This window comes from Coprobacter sp. (assembly GCF_982436375.1).
The window spans coordinates 1-17800 of the sequence record NZ_CEWDCG010000038.1 but is presented as its reverse complement, the minus strand read 5'-3'; the positions used below and the strand labels follow the sequence as shown (position 1 = coordinate 17800).

The 17800-nt window shown below is 38.2% G+C and carries 16 protein-coding genes, 2 pseudogenes and 1 riboswitch; of the genes and pseudogenes, 3 read left to right on the top strand and 15 right to left on the bottom strand.

The window, feature by feature from the left end; translation table 11 throughout:
- Nucleotides 1-345 precede the first annotated feature (345 nt).
- On the bottom strand, nucleotides 346-1695 hold the full coding sequence (locus AC1WHX_RS03875) for a sigma-54-dependent transcriptional regulator (RefSeq protein WP_302545209.1): 1350 nt from the start codon (nucleotides 1693-1695) through the stop codon (nucleotides 346-348).
- A gap of 241 nt (nucleotides 1696-1936) precedes the next feature.
- Here AC1WHX_RS03875 and AC1WHX_RS03870 point away from each other — a divergent pair.
- Together AC1WHX_RS03870 and AC1WHX_RS03865 are read left to right on the top strand one after the other, a co-directional pair.
- A pseudogene (locus AC1WHX_RS03870) lies at nucleotides 1937-3509 on the top strand (ABC-F family ATP-binding cassette domain-containing protein); the annotation flags it as partial.
- Nucleotides 3510-3604: 95 nt separating this feature from the next.
- A pseudogene (locus AC1WHX_RS03865) lies at nucleotides 3605-3823 on the top strand (ABC transporter C-terminal domain-containing protein); the annotation flags it as partial.
- A 118-nt stretch (nucleotides 3824-3941) separates the two neighbouring features.
- Here the strand turns inward: AC1WHX_RS03865 and AC1WHX_RS03860 are convergent.
- The 11 genes from AC1WHX_RS03860 to thiD form a co-directional block, all read right to left on the bottom strand.
- Nucleotides 3942-4589 (bottom strand): DUF1349 domain-containing protein, encoded by a 648-nt coding sequence (locus AC1WHX_RS03860; protein WP_022389673.1) that lies wholly within the window; start codon nucleotides 4587-4589, stop codon nucleotides 3942-3944.
- Between the two features lie 31 nt (nucleotides 4590-4620).
- Nucleotides 4621-6786 (bottom strand): S46 family peptidase, encoded by a 2166-nt coding sequence (locus AC1WHX_RS03855; RefSeq protein ID WP_481228864.1) that lies wholly within the window; start codon nucleotides 6784-6786, stop codon nucleotides 4621-4623.
- 98 nt (nucleotides 6787-6884) lie between these two features.
- A complete protein-coding gene (locus AC1WHX_RS03850; protein WP_009319243.1) occupies nucleotides 6885-7577 on the bottom strand; it encodes a HesA/MoeB/ThiF family protein in 693 nt (230 codons plus the stop codon).
- 11 nt (nucleotides 7578-7588) lie between these two features.
- Nucleotides 7589-8704 (bottom strand): 2-iminoacetate synthase ThiH, encoded by a 1116-nt coding sequence (gene thiH, locus AC1WHX_RS03845; RefSeq protein WP_022389670.1) that lies wholly within the window; start codon nucleotides 8702-8704, stop codon nucleotides 7589-7591.
- Between the two features lie 4 nt (nucleotides 8705-8708).
- On the bottom strand, nucleotides 8709-9254 hold the full coding sequence (locus tag AC1WHX_RS03840; RefSeq protein ID WP_122337337.1) for a hypothetical protein: 546 nt from the start codon (nucleotides 9252-9254) through the stop codon (nucleotides 8709-8711).
- A 6-nt stretch (nucleotides 9255-9260) separates the two neighbouring features.
- Entirely contained in the window at nucleotides 9261-10958 is a 1698-nt protein-coding gene (gene thiC, locus AC1WHX_RS03835) for a phosphomethylpyrimidine synthase ThiC (RefSeq protein WP_303116813.1), read from the bottom strand.
- Nucleotides 10959-10984: 26 nt separating this feature from the next.
- Nucleotides 10985-11752, bottom strand: coding sequence for a thiazole synthase (locus tag AC1WHX_RS03830; protein ID WP_278714735.1), 768 nt, complete (start codon nucleotides 11750-11752; stop codon nucleotides 10985-10987).
- The gene (locus AC1WHX_RS03825) at nucleotides 11745-12374 is read right to left on the bottom strand and encodes a thiamine phosphate synthase (RefSeq protein WP_417039963.1); all 630 of its coding nucleotides are present in this window, start codon (nucleotides 12372-12374) and stop codon (nucleotides 11745-11747) included. The genes AC1WHX_RS03830 and AC1WHX_RS03825 overlap by 8 nt, the downstream gene beginning before the upstream one ends.
- 11 nt (nucleotides 12375-12385) lie before the next feature.
- Entirely contained in the window at nucleotides 12386-12973 is a 588-nt protein-coding gene (locus AC1WHX_RS03820) for a thiamine phosphate synthase (RefSeq protein ID WP_122303577.1), read from the bottom strand.
- An 83-nt stretch (nucleotides 12974-13056) separates the two neighbouring features.
- Nucleotides 13057-13245, bottom strand: coding sequence for a sulfur carrier protein ThiS (gene thiS, locus AC1WHX_RS03815; RefSeq protein WP_270214540.1), 189 nt, complete (start codon nucleotides 13243-13245; stop codon nucleotides 13057-13059).
- A 70-nt stretch (nucleotides 13246-13315) separates the two neighbouring features.
- Nucleotides 13316-14158 (bottom strand): bifunctional hydroxymethylpyrimidine kinase/phosphomethylpyrimidine kinase, encoded by an 843-nt coding sequence (gene thiD / locus AC1WHX_RS03810; protein ID WP_302545178.1) that lies wholly within the window; start codon nucleotides 14156-14158, stop codon nucleotides 13316-13318.
- A gap of 69 nt (nucleotides 14159-14227) precedes the next feature.
- Nucleotides 14228-14317: riboswitch (TPP riboswitch) on the bottom strand.
- Nucleotides 14318-14508: 191 nt separating this feature from the next.
- On the opposite strand from thiD, the gene mscL reads away from it, so the two are divergent.
- Entirely contained in the window at nucleotides 14509-14946 is a 438-nt protein-coding gene (mscL, locus tag AC1WHX_RS03805) for a large-conductance mechanosensitive channel protein MscL (protein ID WP_009319253.1), read from the top strand.
- 263 nt (nucleotides 14947-15209) lie between these two features.
- Here the strand turns inward: mscL and AC1WHX_RS03800 are convergent, their stop codons facing one another.
- The 3 genes from AC1WHX_RS03800 to AC1WHX_RS03790 all read right to left on the bottom strand — a co-directional run.
- Nucleotides 15210-15965 (bottom strand): hypothetical protein, encoded by a 756-nt coding sequence (locus tag AC1WHX_RS03800; protein WP_302545179.1) that lies wholly within the window; start codon nucleotides 15963-15965, stop codon nucleotides 15210-15212.
- Between the two features lie 64 nt (nucleotides 15966-16029).
- Nucleotides 16030-17262, bottom strand: coding sequence for a porin family protein (locus AC1WHX_RS03795; protein ID WP_302545180.1), 1233 nt, complete (start codon nucleotides 17260-17262; stop codon nucleotides 16030-16032).
- Nucleotides 17263-17310: 48 nt separating this feature from the next.
- Nucleotides 17311-17800 (bottom strand): RNA polymerase sigma factor (locus AC1WHX_RS03790; RefSeq protein WP_481228863.1); only part of this gene is annotated, 490 nt, incomplete at its 5' end.

Here is a 17800-nt window from a genome sequence, read left to right as displayed (position 1 = left end):
AATATATGGTGAAAGAGAGGGCTGAGAGTTTTTACTCTCGGCAAGACTATACATTCCCGACCGAATGTTTAGGAGCCTTGCAATCGTAACGGATAGTGTCGGCGTTTTTTGTGTGTTTTAGGTATTTAGAAGGATAACAAGATTGGTAAGAAGGTAACTCTTGACCTTCTACTTATATTCCATCTTTGCAAAGGTAGGCTTTTTCTTTAAACTTCCTTCTTGAAAAAGAGAAAAGTTTTGTCCAAATAGTTGATTTATATATAATATATGTTAAATTCATAATAAAACGATAGATAAGTGTAAAATATACAATCAATTTACACTTTCCATTATTGATAATGGAGACTATTCGAGCCCGTATAATTTCAATTTGTTATATAAAGTTTTTCTGTCTATTTGAAGTAGCCGTGCAGCTTTGGATTTATTATTTCCTGTTTTTTCTAATGCTTCTTTTATTAAGATCTTTTCTGTTGTTTCATTTCGTAATGGCATTGCTGTTTTGGTTTCCGAATGTTCGTATATTTCTGGTGGAAGTTCAGATAAAGAAATATAGTCTGTCGATGCAAGTAGAGCTGCCCGTTTTATAACGTTTTTTATCTGGCGTAGATTTCCCGGCCAACTGTATTGTAAAAAGATAGCAGAACATTCGGAAGTAAACCCTATTACATGTTTCCCCAATTCTTGATTTGCCTGATCTAAGAATAGATCAGCAAATAAAAGAATATCATCTTGGCGTTCTTTCAATGTCGGGATACGCAAAGTAAATTCGTTGATCCTGTGATATAGATCTTCTCTGAAATTACCTTTATTAATAGCCTCTTCTAAATTTTCGTTCGTTGCTGTAACCAAACGTATATCGACTGTTATTTCTTGATTACTACCTATCGGTTTTATCTTTCTTTCTTGTAACGCCCGCAGGAGTTGTACTTGCACTTCATAGCTAAGATTTCCGATTTCATCCAAAAATAGAGTACCACCTTGTGCGGCTACAAAAGCTCCTGTCTTATCTGTTAAAGCTCCGGTAAAAGATCCTTTGACATGTCCGAAAAATTCAGATGCAGCCAATTCTCGAGGTATAGCTCCACAATCGATCGCAATGAACGGTTTATCCTTGCGCTTACTTAGTTGGTGTATTTCTTGTGCAATATGTTCTTTCCCTGTGCCGCTTGCTCCGTTTACAAGAACAGACATGTCTGTCGGAGCTACCAGACGAATATATTCGTATAATTGACGAGCCTGCTCGCTTTTCCCTTCCATGAATCGTGGAGGGGCAGGAGCTTTAGCTGAAGATTCATTTTGATGGTTATTGACCGGAGATAATTCTGTTTTTTGCTGTAATAACTCGTTTATTTTGATTAGTAATGCTTCTGGATTAAAAGGTTTGGCAATATAATCTGATGCTCCTGATTTCATTGCCAGCACCGCCGATTGTATATCAGCATAACTCGTCATTATGATAAAAGGGGGGACGGGAAAATTTTGCTTTTTTAGCCAAGCTAGCAGCATTATTCCTTCTTGATCCGGTAATCGGAGGTCAGATAGTATTAGATCGAACTCTCCTTTGGATAATTGTTTCTGAGCATCAGCCACATTTCCGGTATGAGTTACATCGAAACCTTTGCGAGAAAGCCATGTTTTCAGCATTAGAGCAAATGTTATGTCATCCTCGATAATTAATATTTTCCTTTTATTCATGAAATCTATTAGTAAGTCTGTTACAAAAATAAAGGATTTTAGGAAATTTGTTTTGTTCGATCATACTTTTTTCACCTATATTATATATTGATAATCTGTCAGAATTTTCTGATAAAGTAATCTGGTCGGTTCTTTTTTTGCATTTTCTTCCGACCTGTTGTTTTAAATATAACTTCGAACAAATCTCCAGAATATGTCGAATAATGATTACCTTTATCCCATTAAAAGAAGATTGAGAAGAATGATAAGTTTTTTACAGGTAGAAGGATTGACTAAATCTTTTGGAGATTTGGTATTGTTCGAGAATCTCACTTTCGGGATTTTTGAAGGGGATCGTATCGGTTTGATTGCGAAAAACGGAACGGGAAAGACTACGTTATTGAATATCATTACGGGAAAAGAAGATTATGACTCCGGTAATGTTGTCTATCGTAGGGATTTGCGTATTGGTTATCTACCTCAAGATCCTCATTTTCCCGAGGATATAACAGTTCTCGAAGCCTGTTTTCATAGCGATAGTGAGGTTGTGGGTGTTATATCGGCATACGAAGAAGCTTTGATGTCGGGAGATTCCGGCCGTATAGAGGAATTGGTAGAACAGATGGACCTCCTGAAAGCGTGGGACTATGAATACAGGGCAAAACAAATTCTTTCGCAACTGAAAATTAATAATTTTGATCAGAAGATAGAACATTTGTCGGGAGGACAGCTAAAAAGGGTGGCTTTGGCAAATGTTCTTATTTCAGAGCCTCAGCTGTTAATTTTGGATGAACCGACCAATCATCTCGATTTGGAAATGACAGAATGGCTCGAAGAATATTTGAAGCGTAATAACATTACTCTGCTGATGGTTACTCACGACCGTTATTTTTTGGATCGAGTTTGTAGTTCGATTATGGAGATTGACAAACGGTCTTTATACTCATATAATGGTAATTATAGTTATTATTTGGAGAAAAGGCAAGAACGTATCGATGCGCAGAATGCAGAGGTTGCCCGTGCGAATAATCTGTTGCGAACCGAACTTGACTGGATGCGTCGTCAGCCTCAAGCTCGGGGTTCCAAAGCTAAATATCGTATAGATGCTTTTTATGAACTTGAAAAGAAAGCCAAACAGGAGCATGATATGGGAAATGTCAAGCTCGATGTAAAGTCATCTTATATCGGATCGAAAATATTTGAAGCAAAGCATCTTTCAAAACGATTTGGAGATGTGAAAATCTTGGAAGATTTCAATTATATTTTTGCCCGTTATGAAAAAATGGGTATTATCGGAAATAACGGAGCGGGAAAGTCTTCGTTTATTAAAATGCTGATGGGACAATTGCAACCTGATAGTGGAGAAATAGAAATTGGGGAGACTGTACGTTTTGGTTATTACAGTCAAGACGGGTTGCAGTTTGACGAGCAGATGAAAGTAATAGATGCCGTACGCAATATAGCAGAAGAAATATCATTGGGAGATGGGCGACGTTTATCTGCATCTCAGTTTTTACAACATTTTCTTTTTACACCCGAAACACAATACAACTATATCTATAAATTGAGTGGGGGAGAGAAAAGGAGACTTTATCTCTGCACGGTGTTGATCAACAATCCTAATTTTTTAGTTTTGGACGAGCCGACAAATGATCTTGATATTGTTACCTTGAACATTCTTGAGGAATATCTCAGATCGTTTAAAGGATGTGTTATTGTAGTTTCCCATGATCGTTATTTTATGGATAAGGTTGTTGATCACCTGATGGTTTTTAAGGGTAATGGAGAACTAAAGGATTTTCCGGGAAATTATAGTGATTATAGAGAATGGAAGAATTTAATGGAGGAACAAAAAAAACTGGAAGTTTCCGAGAAAAATAAAAAAACGAAGAATGAAGCGAAGCAAATACGTGAAGTAACGACGACATCGAAGCGTCGTCTATCTTTTAAGGAAAAAAGGGAATTTGAGGAGCTGGAAATATTGATTCCCCGATTGGAAGAGGAAAAATCGAATCTTGAAGTAGAACTTAGTTCAGGGACTCTTTCTAATGATGAATTGTTAGAAAAATCGAAAAGAATTAGTGTACTTATCGATGAGATCGATGAGAAAACAATGCGTTGGCTTGAACTGAGTGAGATAGAAAGTTAAGCAAATATTAAAATGACAGCCGTTATTATTATAGGAATAATAACGGCTGCTTTTATTTACTCCCGATGTTTAAATTTTCTGGAAAAGAAATTTAAGCAGGCTCATGTCAGAGATGGTTTTATTTGTTATTTTCCAACCATTTTAAACGACGTTGGTCGGGTAGATGCTTTACTTTAAAATATTCAAATTTTGCATCGAAACCGTTTCCGTCCGGACTGGCGGCCATTAATCCGACCATGACAGGAGTATTATCTTGTAAATGAGCGTTCCTCATCATCGTATAAGTTTTATCGTCATACGAATAGAATATTTCTACAGCGTCGAGACGTCTGACGGCTTTTATCCACACAAAATCCGGTGTTTTGTCTAATGTAATCACACTCCAATCACTTGTTTTATGTGTTACTACGGTACTTAAATTGAATTTTCCATCGACAAATTCAACTCCGGCTTTGATGTAGTTTTCATGATCGATGCGGAGCATAAGTCCCATTTGATCGAACCTGCTTTTATAATCACCTGTAATTTTTACTTTTACCTCGAATTCTCCGCCATAAGTTGCATAATAAAAGGGCGCATCATCGACTGTGAAACCGTAATGAGATATTCTCCAATAGTCGCATTGCGGTGTGACGAACATGGTGAGGGCATTATCTTTTATTTCCCATTTTTCAGGTTCGTTGAACCATTGCATTTTTTCTAAACTTTGAGCGTATGTGCTTTGGAATATTCCTAAAGCCAAGATACCTAAAAATAATTTTTTCATCTTTCTATTATTAATTTTGTTTTAGGTGTTTTTATCTTATTATGTTCAGTTCTTCTATCAAGTGGGACGCATTTGCATATTTATCGATGATAAATAATATATATCTTATATCTGTACAAATGGTGCGTTGATAAGTTTTTTGATATTGAATGTCTCCGGTTATACCCTCCCAATTCCGGTCGAATCCGATACCGACAAGCTCTCCTTTTGAGTTCATTACAGGACTTCCCGAGTTTCCTCCTGTCGTGTGAGTGTTTGCAATAAAATTTACAGGCATAGAACCGTCTGTTCGACTATAATTCCCGAAGTCTTTTTTCTTGTATAATTCTTTTAGACGAGGCGACACCACGAATTCCCAGTTGTCGGGATCTTCCTTTTCCATAACTCCGTCTAAAGTAGTATAATAACGACAAGAAATTCCGTCTGCCGGATTTAACGGAGATACGTTTCCGTAAGTTAACCGGATAGTGAAATTTGCATCCGGATAATTGGGTTTATCCCCGTTCATTTCTAAAATACCTTTGATGTAGGTGCGTTGAGCATTAGCTATTTTTTTCTCATCTTGCTTTAGCGCTTTTGAAATATTTTTTGCTTCATCTCGTATTGATCGGGCAAAAGCGATCATGCAGTCCTGTTCTAAAACCTTAACGGATGGATGTTTTTTGAATTTTTCATATTGGGAGGGATTACCATATATCGATTTTTCAAATAATTCATCGACATACCTATCGATATTTCCGTTATATTTTTTGTCTATTGTTTTAAAGAATGTCGGACGCTTTTCCGGAGATATTTTTTCAGCATATAGTTTCAATAATGCTTTTGCGATTTTCTTGTCTACTTCAGGTGCGTAATCTTTATTTCGGAAATTAGAGTACCCTTTATTTATGATCTGCATAGCCGAGTCCGGAAAAATTTTCTTTCCGGATTTTTTCATTTTTTCAATTAAACTTTGATGCGTAGGAACCCGACTGAATTCAATGCCGATAAATAGAGCTTCATTGAGATATTGCATGCGTTTTTTTAGATTGGCTCTGTTATTGACAATCGTTGCTATATCTTCTGCGGCCTGTTTATATTCCGGTTTGTCGTTTTGTTTGCTCCATTCCAACAACTGTTGTTGCTCTTTCTCCTTAAGAGTTACAAGTTGCTGCTGGTTTATCATTTTGTTCATTCCTTTACTGCTTTTATAACTATTGGTAGAATTGGCATATTTTCCGGAATATTGAATGCGTATTTTCGGATCTTTCAACATTTCTTCCAACATTAATTGTTGACGAAGGTCTCGTACCTCGACTCGAATGCTATTTTCTATGTCTCGTCGTTCGATGACTTCGGCCGGAGTATAGTAATGATTAGTACGTCCCGGAAAGCCCATGAGCATGACAAAATCATTTTCTTGAATACCTTGTGTCGAAAGATTGAAATATTTTTTAGGTCTTAAGGGAATGTTTTTTTCAGAATACGGGGCTGGATTACCCGTACTGTCGGCATATACTCTGAATATAGAAAAATCCCCTGTATGACGAGGCCACATCCAATTGTCCGTATCTGCACCGAATTTGCCGATAGAAGAAGGTGGCGCTGCTACCATTCGCACGTCCGAATAAACTTTTTGGGTGAACATGTAGTATTGATTTCCGCCATAGAACGGTTTTATCGTAACTTCGATTCCCGGATGTTTTTTTAAAAAATCTTTGCCGATTCTCTTTTCTGCAAGATTATTCAAATATGATGCAGACAAATAATTCAACTCTTGTTTTGACGTATCTTTTTTTATCTCGTATTGAACATAAGCCGTTACGTCTTCTATTTTGTCGATAAATGTGACGGTCAGTCCGGGATTGGGGAGTTCTTCTTCTCTGTTTTTAGCCCAGAACCCGTTGGTCAACAGATCGTTGTCGACAGAACTATGTTGCTGTATGTAACTATATCCGCAATGATGGTTAGTCAAAATCAACCCGTTGGGGGATATGACTTCCCCGGTACAACCTCTTCCGAAAATCACAACGGCATCTTTCAGAGATGTGGAGTCCGGATGGTAAATGTCTTCGGCACAGATGTCTAATCCGAGACCTTTCATTTGTGATATGTTTTGTTGGTTTAAGAGAGGGAGTACCCACATTCCTTCATCTGCCTTTGTAGAAAAGAAAGAAGAAGAAAAAAGCAATAGAATAAAAAGAAAAATTTTTTTCATAGAGGAGAAAATCTAATTTGTATATTCGAGGCGAAGATAAAAATAAAATCATCCCGTTCCAAATAGCGGAGCAGGATGATTTTTTGTATGAAAGAATATCAAAATTCCAATATTTCAGATTGCATAGAAAGGACATCTATTGTAAACAGCCGGTTACGTAACGGTTTTCCGCATCCGGTGATCACTTTAATGGTTTCTGAAGCTTCTATACATCCGATAATACCGGGGACTACACCTATGACACCGTTTATTGTGCGGGGCTTAGAGGTCAGTTCTTGTTCGTCGGGGTAAAGATCTCGGTAAGTCATACCACCTTGATAATTGAATACGGACGCTTGACCGAAAAATTCTCCGATTGTTCCGTATATATAAGGCTTTCCTGCTGCAACACAACAGTCGTTTATCAGATAACGTGTAGCGAAGTTATCGCACCCGTCTATAACCAGATCATATTTCTCGACTAAACTCATCGCATTTTTTTCTGAAAAAAACTCTTGATATGTATCGATTTGTATATTTCCTGACAGAGCCTGAAGGCGACGTTTCGCACATTCTACTTTCGGTAATCCTATTTCTTGTTCGGTGTATAGCACTTGTCGTTGTAAATTACTTTCTGAAACAACATCGGCATCGATTAATCCGATACGTCCTATTCCTGCTCCTGTAAGATAAAGAGATATAGGAGAACCCAATCCTCCTACACCCACTAATAGTACCGATGCTTCAGAAAGTTTCTTTTGTCCTTCGTTCCCGATTTCGGGAAGCATAATTTGACGGCTATAGCGTTCCATATTCGTTTAATTTATCTATCGAATATCTCATCCCAATCTTTCCATACAACTTCATATCCTTGCTGTTTGATCGCTTTTTCGACCTCTTCGGGGGATCTTTCGTCACTGACTGCGAATTGTTCCAAAGCTTGAGGATAAGTAAAATATCCACCCGGTTCGGTTTTTGACCCTGCGCTCATCGATGTGACACCAAGAGTCGTAATATTGTTCCTGAAGTTGGGGCTTTCTCGTGTAGAAATCGATATATCGACATCATGATCGAAGATACGATACGCAAAAATCAGTTGAGCCAGTTGTCTGTCGGTCATTACTACATTCGGCTGGAAATGTCCTTCAGAGGGACGCATACGCGGAAAATTTACACTATATTTCGTTTTCCAGTAGTGTTTTCTCAGATATTGTAAATGTATGGCCATCATAGTCGTGTCGGTACGCCAATCTTCCAGTCCGATCAATACGCCCATTCCGATTTTATGGACTCCTGCTTGCCCCATGCGGTCAAACCCGTTTACTCTCCACTCGAATTTCGATTTCATTCCTTTGGGATGATATACCTTATAACGATCTTTGTTATAAGTTTCTTGAAAGCATACCACACCATTTAACCCTGATCGGGTCAGTCGATAGTATTCTTCGCTTTTCAGAGGCATTACTTCTATTGTCAAATTCGAAAAATAAGGGCGGGCAAGCCGTAAAGCGTTTTCAAGATAATCGACACCTGCGTCACGGGGATTTTCTCCTGTCACTATCAATAAATTTTCAAATGGCCCGATTCTGCGTATGGCCTTGCATTCGTTGACAATTTCTTCATCCTTCAATATGACTCGTTTTATCGGGTTATCATGTTGAAATCCGCAGTACACACAATGATTTGTGCAGGAATTTGTAATGTATAAAGGTACATACATTTGTATCGTTTTACCGAAACGTTGTTGGGTGTACATGCGGCTTAGAAATGCCATTTTTTCAAGATATTTATCTGCTGCCGGAGAAATTAGCGCCATAAAATCGTCTATTTGCAAATGCTTTTTATTTAAAGCTCTTTCTACATCGGCATCTGTTTTGGCATAGATCTGTTGTGTGATCTCATCCCATGAATATTTTTCTAATTCTTCAGAAAATAACATATACTTATTTTTCTTTTTTATGCAATGAATTGATTCTTTTGAGAATGTTTTTTCGGGTACATCGTACACCAACCGAATAATATTCCGGTTCGGCATTCTCCAGATAAACTTTTAGTTCACGTAATAACTCCTGTTCTTGCATACACAATTTATAGGCTAATTTCATGTAAAGAGCCTGTACCGCAATGCTTTCACCGGGAGATAGCATATGATTGATACAATAATCGAAAAGGGTAACAGGGAAATCCCCCGTTACCGGCAATTGATATAATATAGACAGTCGCAACCGCTTTATTCCGTCGTGAGGAGAGTCCGGGAGTTCCTGTATCAATTGTTCGTAATAGGGGACGAACCATTCAGGATACATTTTACATAACTTTTCACATGCCCAAGTTGCTCGCCATGCAATTTTTATTTCGCTGTCTTTAGTTAATTGTATTAACGGAATAAACTCTTGTGGACGGCGCGAAACAGAAATGACAATCTGATCGATAATCTTGCGTGACAAGGACTCTAATAACAATCGGCGAAAATCGGTTACTTTTTCCATTTATATTTATTTTGTACAGTCGTTTAAGTTTTGACTGATGCGCATGGCACAAAAATTCGGACCGCACATCGTGCAATATTCTCCGTCATTTTTTGAGCCTTCTTTATAATACTCTAATGCTCTTTCCGGATCTAAAGAAAGGTTAAATTGGTCTTTCCAGCGGAATTCGAAACGGGCTTTGCTCAGTGCATCGTCCCGTACCTGAGCACCCGGATGACCTTTGGCTATATCTGCTGCGTGAGCTGCGATCTTATATGCGATAACGCCATTACGTACATCCTCGCGATTGGGGAGACCTAAATGTTCTTTAGGAGTTACATAGCAGATCATTGCTGTACCGTACCATGCGATCATTGCGGCTCCGATAGCAGACGTTATATGATCATATCCTGGAGCGATATCGGTAGTCAACGGTCCTAACGTGTAAAAGGGTGCTTCATGGCATGATGTCAGTTGCTTGTCCATATTTTCTCTGATTTTTTGCATGGGAACATGTCCCGGACCTTCGATAATGACTTGTACATTATGAGCCCATGCTTTTTGGGTTAATTCTCCAAGTACATCTAATTCGAGGAATTGTGACCTGTCGTTGGCATCATGTATCGATCCGGGGCGCATGCCGTCACCTAAGGACAAAGCAACATCATACTGTTTCACGATTTCACAGATTTCGTCGAAATGGGTGTATAGGAAATTTTCCTGATTATGACTTATGCACCATTTTGTCATAATAGAACCTCCACGTGATACGATTCCTGTGAGTCGTTCTCCGACAAGTTCGGCATGAGCTTTTAATACTCCTGCGTGTATAGTGAAATAATCTACACCTTGTTCGCATTGTTCGATTAAAGTGTCCTTATAAATTTCCCATGTGAGGTCTTCGGCTTTTCCGTTTACTTTTTCGAGAGCTTGATAGATAGGAACAGTTCCCATCGGAACAGGACAATTGCGAATGATCCATTCTCGTGTCTCATGAATATTATCTCCGGTAGACAAATCCATTAAAGTATCTCCTCCCCAGCGACAACTCCATAACGCTTTGTCGACTTCTTCTTCAATACCAGAAGAGAGTGCCGAGTTACCGATATTCGTATTTAGTTTTACTAAGAAATTTCTGCCGATAATCATCGGCTCGGCTTCGGGATGGTTGATATTTGCAGGGATAATAGCCCGTCCGGCGGCAATTTCATCTCTGACAAATTCCGGAGTAATATGGCTTTTTATACCAAGCATCTCGTTTTGTAGATTTTCTCGGATAGCCACATATTCCATTTCCGGGGTAATAATCCCTTTTTTGGCATAGTACATCTGAGTAATTTCTTTTCCTTTTTTGGCACGATAGGGCAGTTGTACATTTTTGAAACGAATCGGATCTAAAGATTTATCTGCCGTGCGGGAACGTCCGTATTGGGATGTAATTTCGGAAAGACGTTCGACATCATTACGTTCTGTAATCCATGATTCCCGCAAGCGTGGCAATCCTTTTTCCAAATCTATTTCTATTTTCGGATCGGTATAAGCTCCGCTGGTATCGTAAATATATACGGGGTCATTATGCCTTGTGATCCGTTTTCCGTCAATGATTTTTACTGTATCGGTCAAATTTACTTTCCGCATGCCTACCTGGATGTTATATAATTTTCCGGGTACATAGATTTTTTCAGATCCCGGATAACTATTTTTCATGTCGTTTTTAGGTTTCATATCGTGTATTTTATTTATCAGGTGAATTAATCTAGAAAAGAGGTGAGGGGGCTGCTTGCTTCGGCATGACGTCTTTGAGCTCCGAGTCCTGATTCATAAGCTAACCGTCCGGCTTCTACGGCTTGTTTGAAAGCTAAAGCCATTTGCTCAGGATTTCCTGCGATTGCGATTGCTGTATTTACAAGTACGGCATCTGCCCCCATCTCCATAGCTTCTGCAGCATGTGACGGAGCTCCGATACCTGCATCTATAACGACAGGGATATTGCTTTGCTCTATGATAATTTCAATGAGATCCCGGGTAATGATGCCTTTGTTCGTTCCGATAGGAGCACCTAAAGGCATCACAGTAGCAGCACCTGCTTCTTCTAACCGTTTGCATAGTACCGGATCGGCTTGAATGTAAGGCAATACGACAAACCCCATTTTCGCTAACACTTCAGTTGCTTTCAGTGTTTCTATGGGGTCTGGTAATAAATATTTCGGATCGGGATGTATTTCTAATTTTATAAAATTAGTTCCGAATGCTTCTCTTGCTAATTGTGCAGCAAGTACTGCCTCCTCTGCATCACGGACTCCCGATGTATTCGGAAGTAATTGTATATGATCTCGATTGATATGGACTAAGATATCATCTTCTGGATTTTGCATATCAACACGTTTCATGGCAACGGTCACCATCTCTGATCCTGAAGCGATGATCGCTTTTTCCATTAACGGATTAGAACTGAATTTGCCTGTACCTACAAAAAGACGGGAGTTGAATTCCCTGCCTCCGATTACTAATTTATTCATTGTTATACTTGTTTATAAGATTTATAATCAATTGAGTTTCGACTTGAGGATTTTCTGCTCGCAGAATGCTTCCTGATAAAGCAATGCCTGTGACTCCGGTTGACATGATTTCAGGAATGTCATTTTTGGTAATTCCGCCTATCGCAACGATGGGTATTGTATACTCTTTTTCTTTACAAGCCATAAGTATTTTTTTATAACCGTCGATCCCTAAAATAGGGCTCAGATTTTTTTTTGTTTCTGTATAGCGAAAAGGTCCTAACCCGATATAATCGACTCCTTCTTTTATTAGCCGTTCGATATCATCGAGCGTATTGGCTGTTCCACCGATAATATATCCGTTCCCTAATATTTTTCTGGCATCAGATGGGGACATATCGTTTTTCCCTAAATGCACTCCGTCTGCTCCGGTTTTCAATGTCGCTTGTACATGATCATCGAGAATCAATTTTGCATTATATTTTCGACAATATTCTTTTAGTTGTAGAGCTGTTGCTATAACGGTCTGTTCCGGTATATTTTTCATTCGGAGTTGTATCCAGTGGCATCCTCCTTTTAAGGCTTCGATTGCAGATGTCAGATAATCGTATTTTTCGTTGCTATGGGTAATGAATTGTAACATAAACAGATTTGTTAGCAGATTGAATTTTTTAAGATGTTTATTCTATGTTGTAAAGTATGTAGTGTTATGTCTTCCCATAAATAACCGAGTACGGCAACGCCTCCGAAACCGAATTCTTGCAGTAATGGAATATGTTCGGGAGTTATTCCTCCTAATGCATAGACCTTTGAATTGATAATTCCTTTACGTGATGCATCAGCGAGTTCTTCTTTAGAAAAAGCAGATGAGTATCCTTTTTTGGAAATACTGTCGAATATAGGACTGAGGAAGCAGTAGTCTATATCTTCGATATGATCGAGTTCTTCTATTGAATGGCATGATCGGCTTACCGACCCTGTGTGTATTGATGGACATACAGGATTGCGTTTGTTCAAATGAATGCCTTTTAAAGGAAAGGATTCGATTAAATCGAAATGATCGTGAATAACGATTTGTGAATACAGATGAGGTGGTATATCAGACAATAGAGATGCAATATTTTCGGACAAAGAACCTGGTTTACGTATATGTAATAAATCGAGTCCCCCCTCTAACAAAAGTGTTATGGCGTCTGCTTCTCCTTTAAAGAAAGTCGGTCGAGTAATTCCTACTAATTTCATGTAGTGTGCATCTTTTGGAAAGTTCGGTTCTTCTAATGAGAACCGAACTTCAGATTAATCGTATTTTAAGGAACTGAACCGAATCAGCCTCCACACGTAGCCCGAATTACCGTAACTTTATCGCCGTTGGCTAAGAAGGTATCAGGCCAATCTTCTTTACTGATAATTCGGTTATTGACAGCTACTGCTACTCCGTCTGACGTGATGCTCTGACCCGCGAGTAGATCTCGTAGTGTGACCCTGCTTCCTACACAGATTTCTTGGTGATTCAAAAATACTTTCATACACTGTTTTGTTTAATTTCAAGTCTAGGTTGTTACTATTTGTTTTGTTGTTGTGAGTTCAGTGGAATGTGTCTTCTCCCTTTTTTAGGATATGCAAGGGCTGTGGGGCAAAAAAGTGATTTAATGGACCATGTCCCTTGCCGGTTGTAACTTTACTGCCGGTTTTTATGGCTGAAGTAACAAACTGCTTTGCTAATTTTACCGAATCGGATAAGGTATGACCCAATGCCAGATAAGAAGCTATAGCCGAGGATAGGGTACATCCAGTTCCGTGAGTATTGGATGTTGTTATATTCTCAGCTTTAAAGATATATTCTTCTCCATCTGCTGTAATTAACAAATCGGTCATTATCTTACTTTTTAGATGCCCGCCTTTCATTAAAACTGCGTGGCAACCTTTCTCCAATAATTTTTTCCCGGCTTTATACATGTCTTTCTCTTCCGAGATTGGTATATTGCTTAATAGTGAGGCTTCATCAAGATTAGGAGTGATAATTGTCGATCGGGAAAACATTGTTTCTCGAATAGTATCGATGGTATTATCTTCGATCAATTTATGCCCGCTTGTCGATACCATTACCGGATCGAAGACGACATAACGAGGGGTATATTTGTCCAAAATTTCAATGACCGCTTTTATGATATTGACGGAGTGTAACATTCCTATTTTTATAGAATCTGTTCCAATATCGCTCAGAACTGCTTCTAATTGTGCCGTTACAATATCAGAATCGATGGGCTGTATAGCTTTTACACCACAAGTATTTTGTGCAGTAATAGCTGTAATGACAGACATCCCGTACACTCCAATTGCCGACATGGTTTTTAGATCGGCTTGTATTCCGGCTCCGCCGCCACTGTCAGATCCTGCAATAGTCAGACATTTCGGATAATAAATCATCTTTGCTCAACTAATTAGATTTGAGTTTTGTTTTAACTCAAAAGAGGCAGGACCCTATGTAGTTTATAATATATGCTATGAACAAATTCCTACGCCGGCATTATCCGTCAGGTTCATAGGGTATAATCTCAGCCTTTTAGGGCACCCCTTTTGTTTCGTACAAAAGTAGAAAAAAGGTTTGGTTTTATTGCTATAATTTGATTAAAATCGGAAAATAAATTAAAAATGAACTTTAATTTAATATAAGTGGTTTATAAACAATGTTATGAATAATCTGTATATTTGTTTTATTGATATTTTCGGAGTTCTTGAAATTTTGAAAGATTTTTATAATACTAATTTGATAAAATATGAAAATGAAATTTGTAAATGATTTTAAGCAGTTTGCTATGCGTGGTAATGTGGTCGATATGGCTGTCGGTATCATTATCGGTGGTGCATTTGGTAAAATTGTATCGTCTGCGGTTTCTGATGTAATTATGCCGGTGGTCGGTTTATTGATCGGAGGTATTAATTTTACGGATTTGAAGTTGACGTTACATGCTGCTGAGGTCAATGCTGCAGGAGAGGTATTAACTCCTGCTGTAGAGCTGAATTATGGAAATTTTATTCAAGCAAGTGTCGATTTTCTGATTATAGCATTTGCTATTTTTTGCATGATTAAGTTAATGGCGAAGTTTACTTCTCGGCAAAAAGAAGAAAAACCGGCTACACCTCCAGCCCCTTCAGAGGAAGTTCAGGTTTTAACACAGATCAGAGACCTTTTGCAAAAACAAAAAACAGAGTGATTATTCTAAATTTTCCCGATAAAAAGATATTATCAGGTCATTTGAGTGTTTTATTTCGGTCTGTTTTCCGTTTTCATTTGTCAGATAACTGCTGTCACCTTGCAAAGGTAACAAACTATACTTGAAAGAAACTATTAAATCTGATCCGAATAAATTTATGTAAGTTCTAAAGAACTGTAATCATTCAGCTTTTCTTAACAAGTAACCCTGCAAAACCAAAATTTTGCAGGGTTACTTTATGGAAGTTATGGAAATTATGTGCTTTATTCTGTGGTTGTTGATTCCGTACCTGTAGAATAAGATAATTCTGTATAATAAGCATTCTCAATCACTTTACCTTCATCATCTTTTACAGAAAATACTCCGTTAGGTTTTTGTGAGCTTTTAAATTGGAATACGAGTTTGGTTATTCCGGCCTCTTTAGGAATATAGAATGATCTCCATGCCGCTTCAGTTGCATCTTGATTTACAGTCCCTTCATCATAAATGAGCATGACGGTTTTAGTTTTAGCATCGATTTCTTCTCCTTCAGCCGGTTGTTTTTCTACCAGTTTCAGAGAAGATGCTGTTCCACCTTCTGCGGTTTTATAAGTTAAAGTTCTGAATGTAATAATGTTGTCTCCATAATCATTAACCTCCATCGTAATAGAAAGATTAGCGATATTGACCAAGGGATCGCTATCTTGAATGGTTATTTCCGAAGATGAGGTGTAATCCTCTATATTCCACATAGAAATGTCACTTAACTCGGCTTGTATTATAGGAGAATCAGGCTGATTATCCCAGTCTATCAGATAACCGCAGTAGATGCGTTTGCCCCGATCTTCTGCGCTGATGCCGTTTCCTGTAATTTTTGCATTCAGATTATCTAAATTGATACAAGGAACTCCGTTTGAGAATTGTATAGTCCCTATTCCCGAAGATTGTGTCGTATTACCATTATCACCGATGCATCCGGTCAACAATACCAAAGATAAAACCGAGAATGTAAATCCGGCTGTTTTTAAGAATTTATTCATATCTATTTTGTCGTTTATTTTGTGTGTATAAGATCTTTTCTATTGAAAACTCAAAAAACTCCTGTTAAAAGTTTGTTCTTAAACCTACTTGAAAAATGAAATTCAAGGGTTTATCTTTCCATAAATCGGGAATATCGCTTTTATTATTAATGTAATATGCCATTGATGGTTCTGCATATAATTCTAATTGAGGAATAAATGCATAAGCTGCTCCGGCTCTGAGTTGCAATGACCACTGCGGTTTTTTATCTCGAATATCTTCTGTCCCGTTGCTGGATGCAATACCGTTTCTGGCAGTTTCGGTCCTGCGCCCGCTGACATTGAAATCTATTTTAGGCCCTGCCGCAGCATAGAATGAAAAGTTTCCCGCACGGGCAAAGCGATATATCGCTTGTAAAGGTATACCTATGTAATGTAATTCTTGTTTTCCTTCTTGACTTAATGATTGAGTTTTGTAGTCTGAACGTAATAATGTGTAGACTATACCACTTTCGACTCCCCAATGCTTACCGAGATGTTTTTCAATAGTCAAGCCGACAGATATGGGTGTCTTATGTGTGAACTTTAACGGTTCGGGAGTCGAGAATAAACTAAGCTCATCTCCCATAATCGAAGAACTTCTTGTCAGAGGTTGGTTATTCGTATTTTTTGATCCCGGAAGAGCATTCGCAGCCAATAATCCGAGAGAAAAACCGTTTCTTTTTTGGGAATTGAAATTGGTTTCTGTCAAGACCTCTTTTTGACCTGCTTGTTCAAATTCTTTTAGTTTACGATTGTATTCTTCTTCGGAAATGTTATCCGGATGTCTTTTCTGTTCGTTATTTGCTTTTTTTACAACAGAAGGAAAAGTCTTGCTCAGTTTTTCCTCTTTCCCCTGATTATTCGGTTGTTGTGTAATAAATTCATTTATCACCACATTCTCTGATAATTCTTTCTGAACATTTTTTTCTTTTTCAGTAGTCGTTTTAGACTGAGTGATCAGGGGCTTGTGTGGCAGGGAAACCTTAGCTTCTTGTATATTCGGTTCTTCTGTTTTAGGAGGCTGTTGTTGAGGAATGGCAGAATGTCGGTTTTGAACAATTTGTATCTTATCCGATTGTTCTAAAAACAGATAAGCGGTAACAGAGCATACGGCAACAATGATACATGCTGCTGCGTATCTGATAAATACAGGTAAAGAAAAGACTTTTTTACGAGGCAGTTCTTTTTCGATAGATTCCCATAAACCTACAGAAACCTCTGTTTCGTGGTCTTTTAATTTTTCCTGTATAAGATGTTCAAAATCTTTATTGTTCATCTTTCTCTGTTTTACAAGGCATAAACCTTTTTATTTTTCAATTATCTATTATAATTCTTCTAATTTTTTTTGTAACAGCCGTTTGGCTCGGGTCAATTGGGAACGAGATGTACTTTCTGTGATACCTAAGGCATCTCCTATTTCTTTATGGGAGTAGCCTTCTATGACAAACATATTGAAAACCGTCCGAAATCCCGGGGGAAGCTCCGCTATCAGTTCCATTAACTCGTCTGCCGATATTCGTTCTATGGCCGAATAATCTACCTCTTGTAAAACTTCCGTATTGTCGATTTCAACCGACTCTTTTAGAATATCATTTTTACGGAGATATTCTAATGCCGTATTTACAAAAATACGTCTCATCCAACCTTCAAAAGATCCGCTTCCTTCAAAAGATCCGATTGCAGAAAAAACCTTGATAAAACCCTCTTGCAACAGATCCTCAGCCGTTTCCCGGTTACTTCCGTAACGCAGGCATACCGACATCATTTTCCGTGCATAGGTATCATATAAAGCTTTTTGAGCTTTCGGATTATGC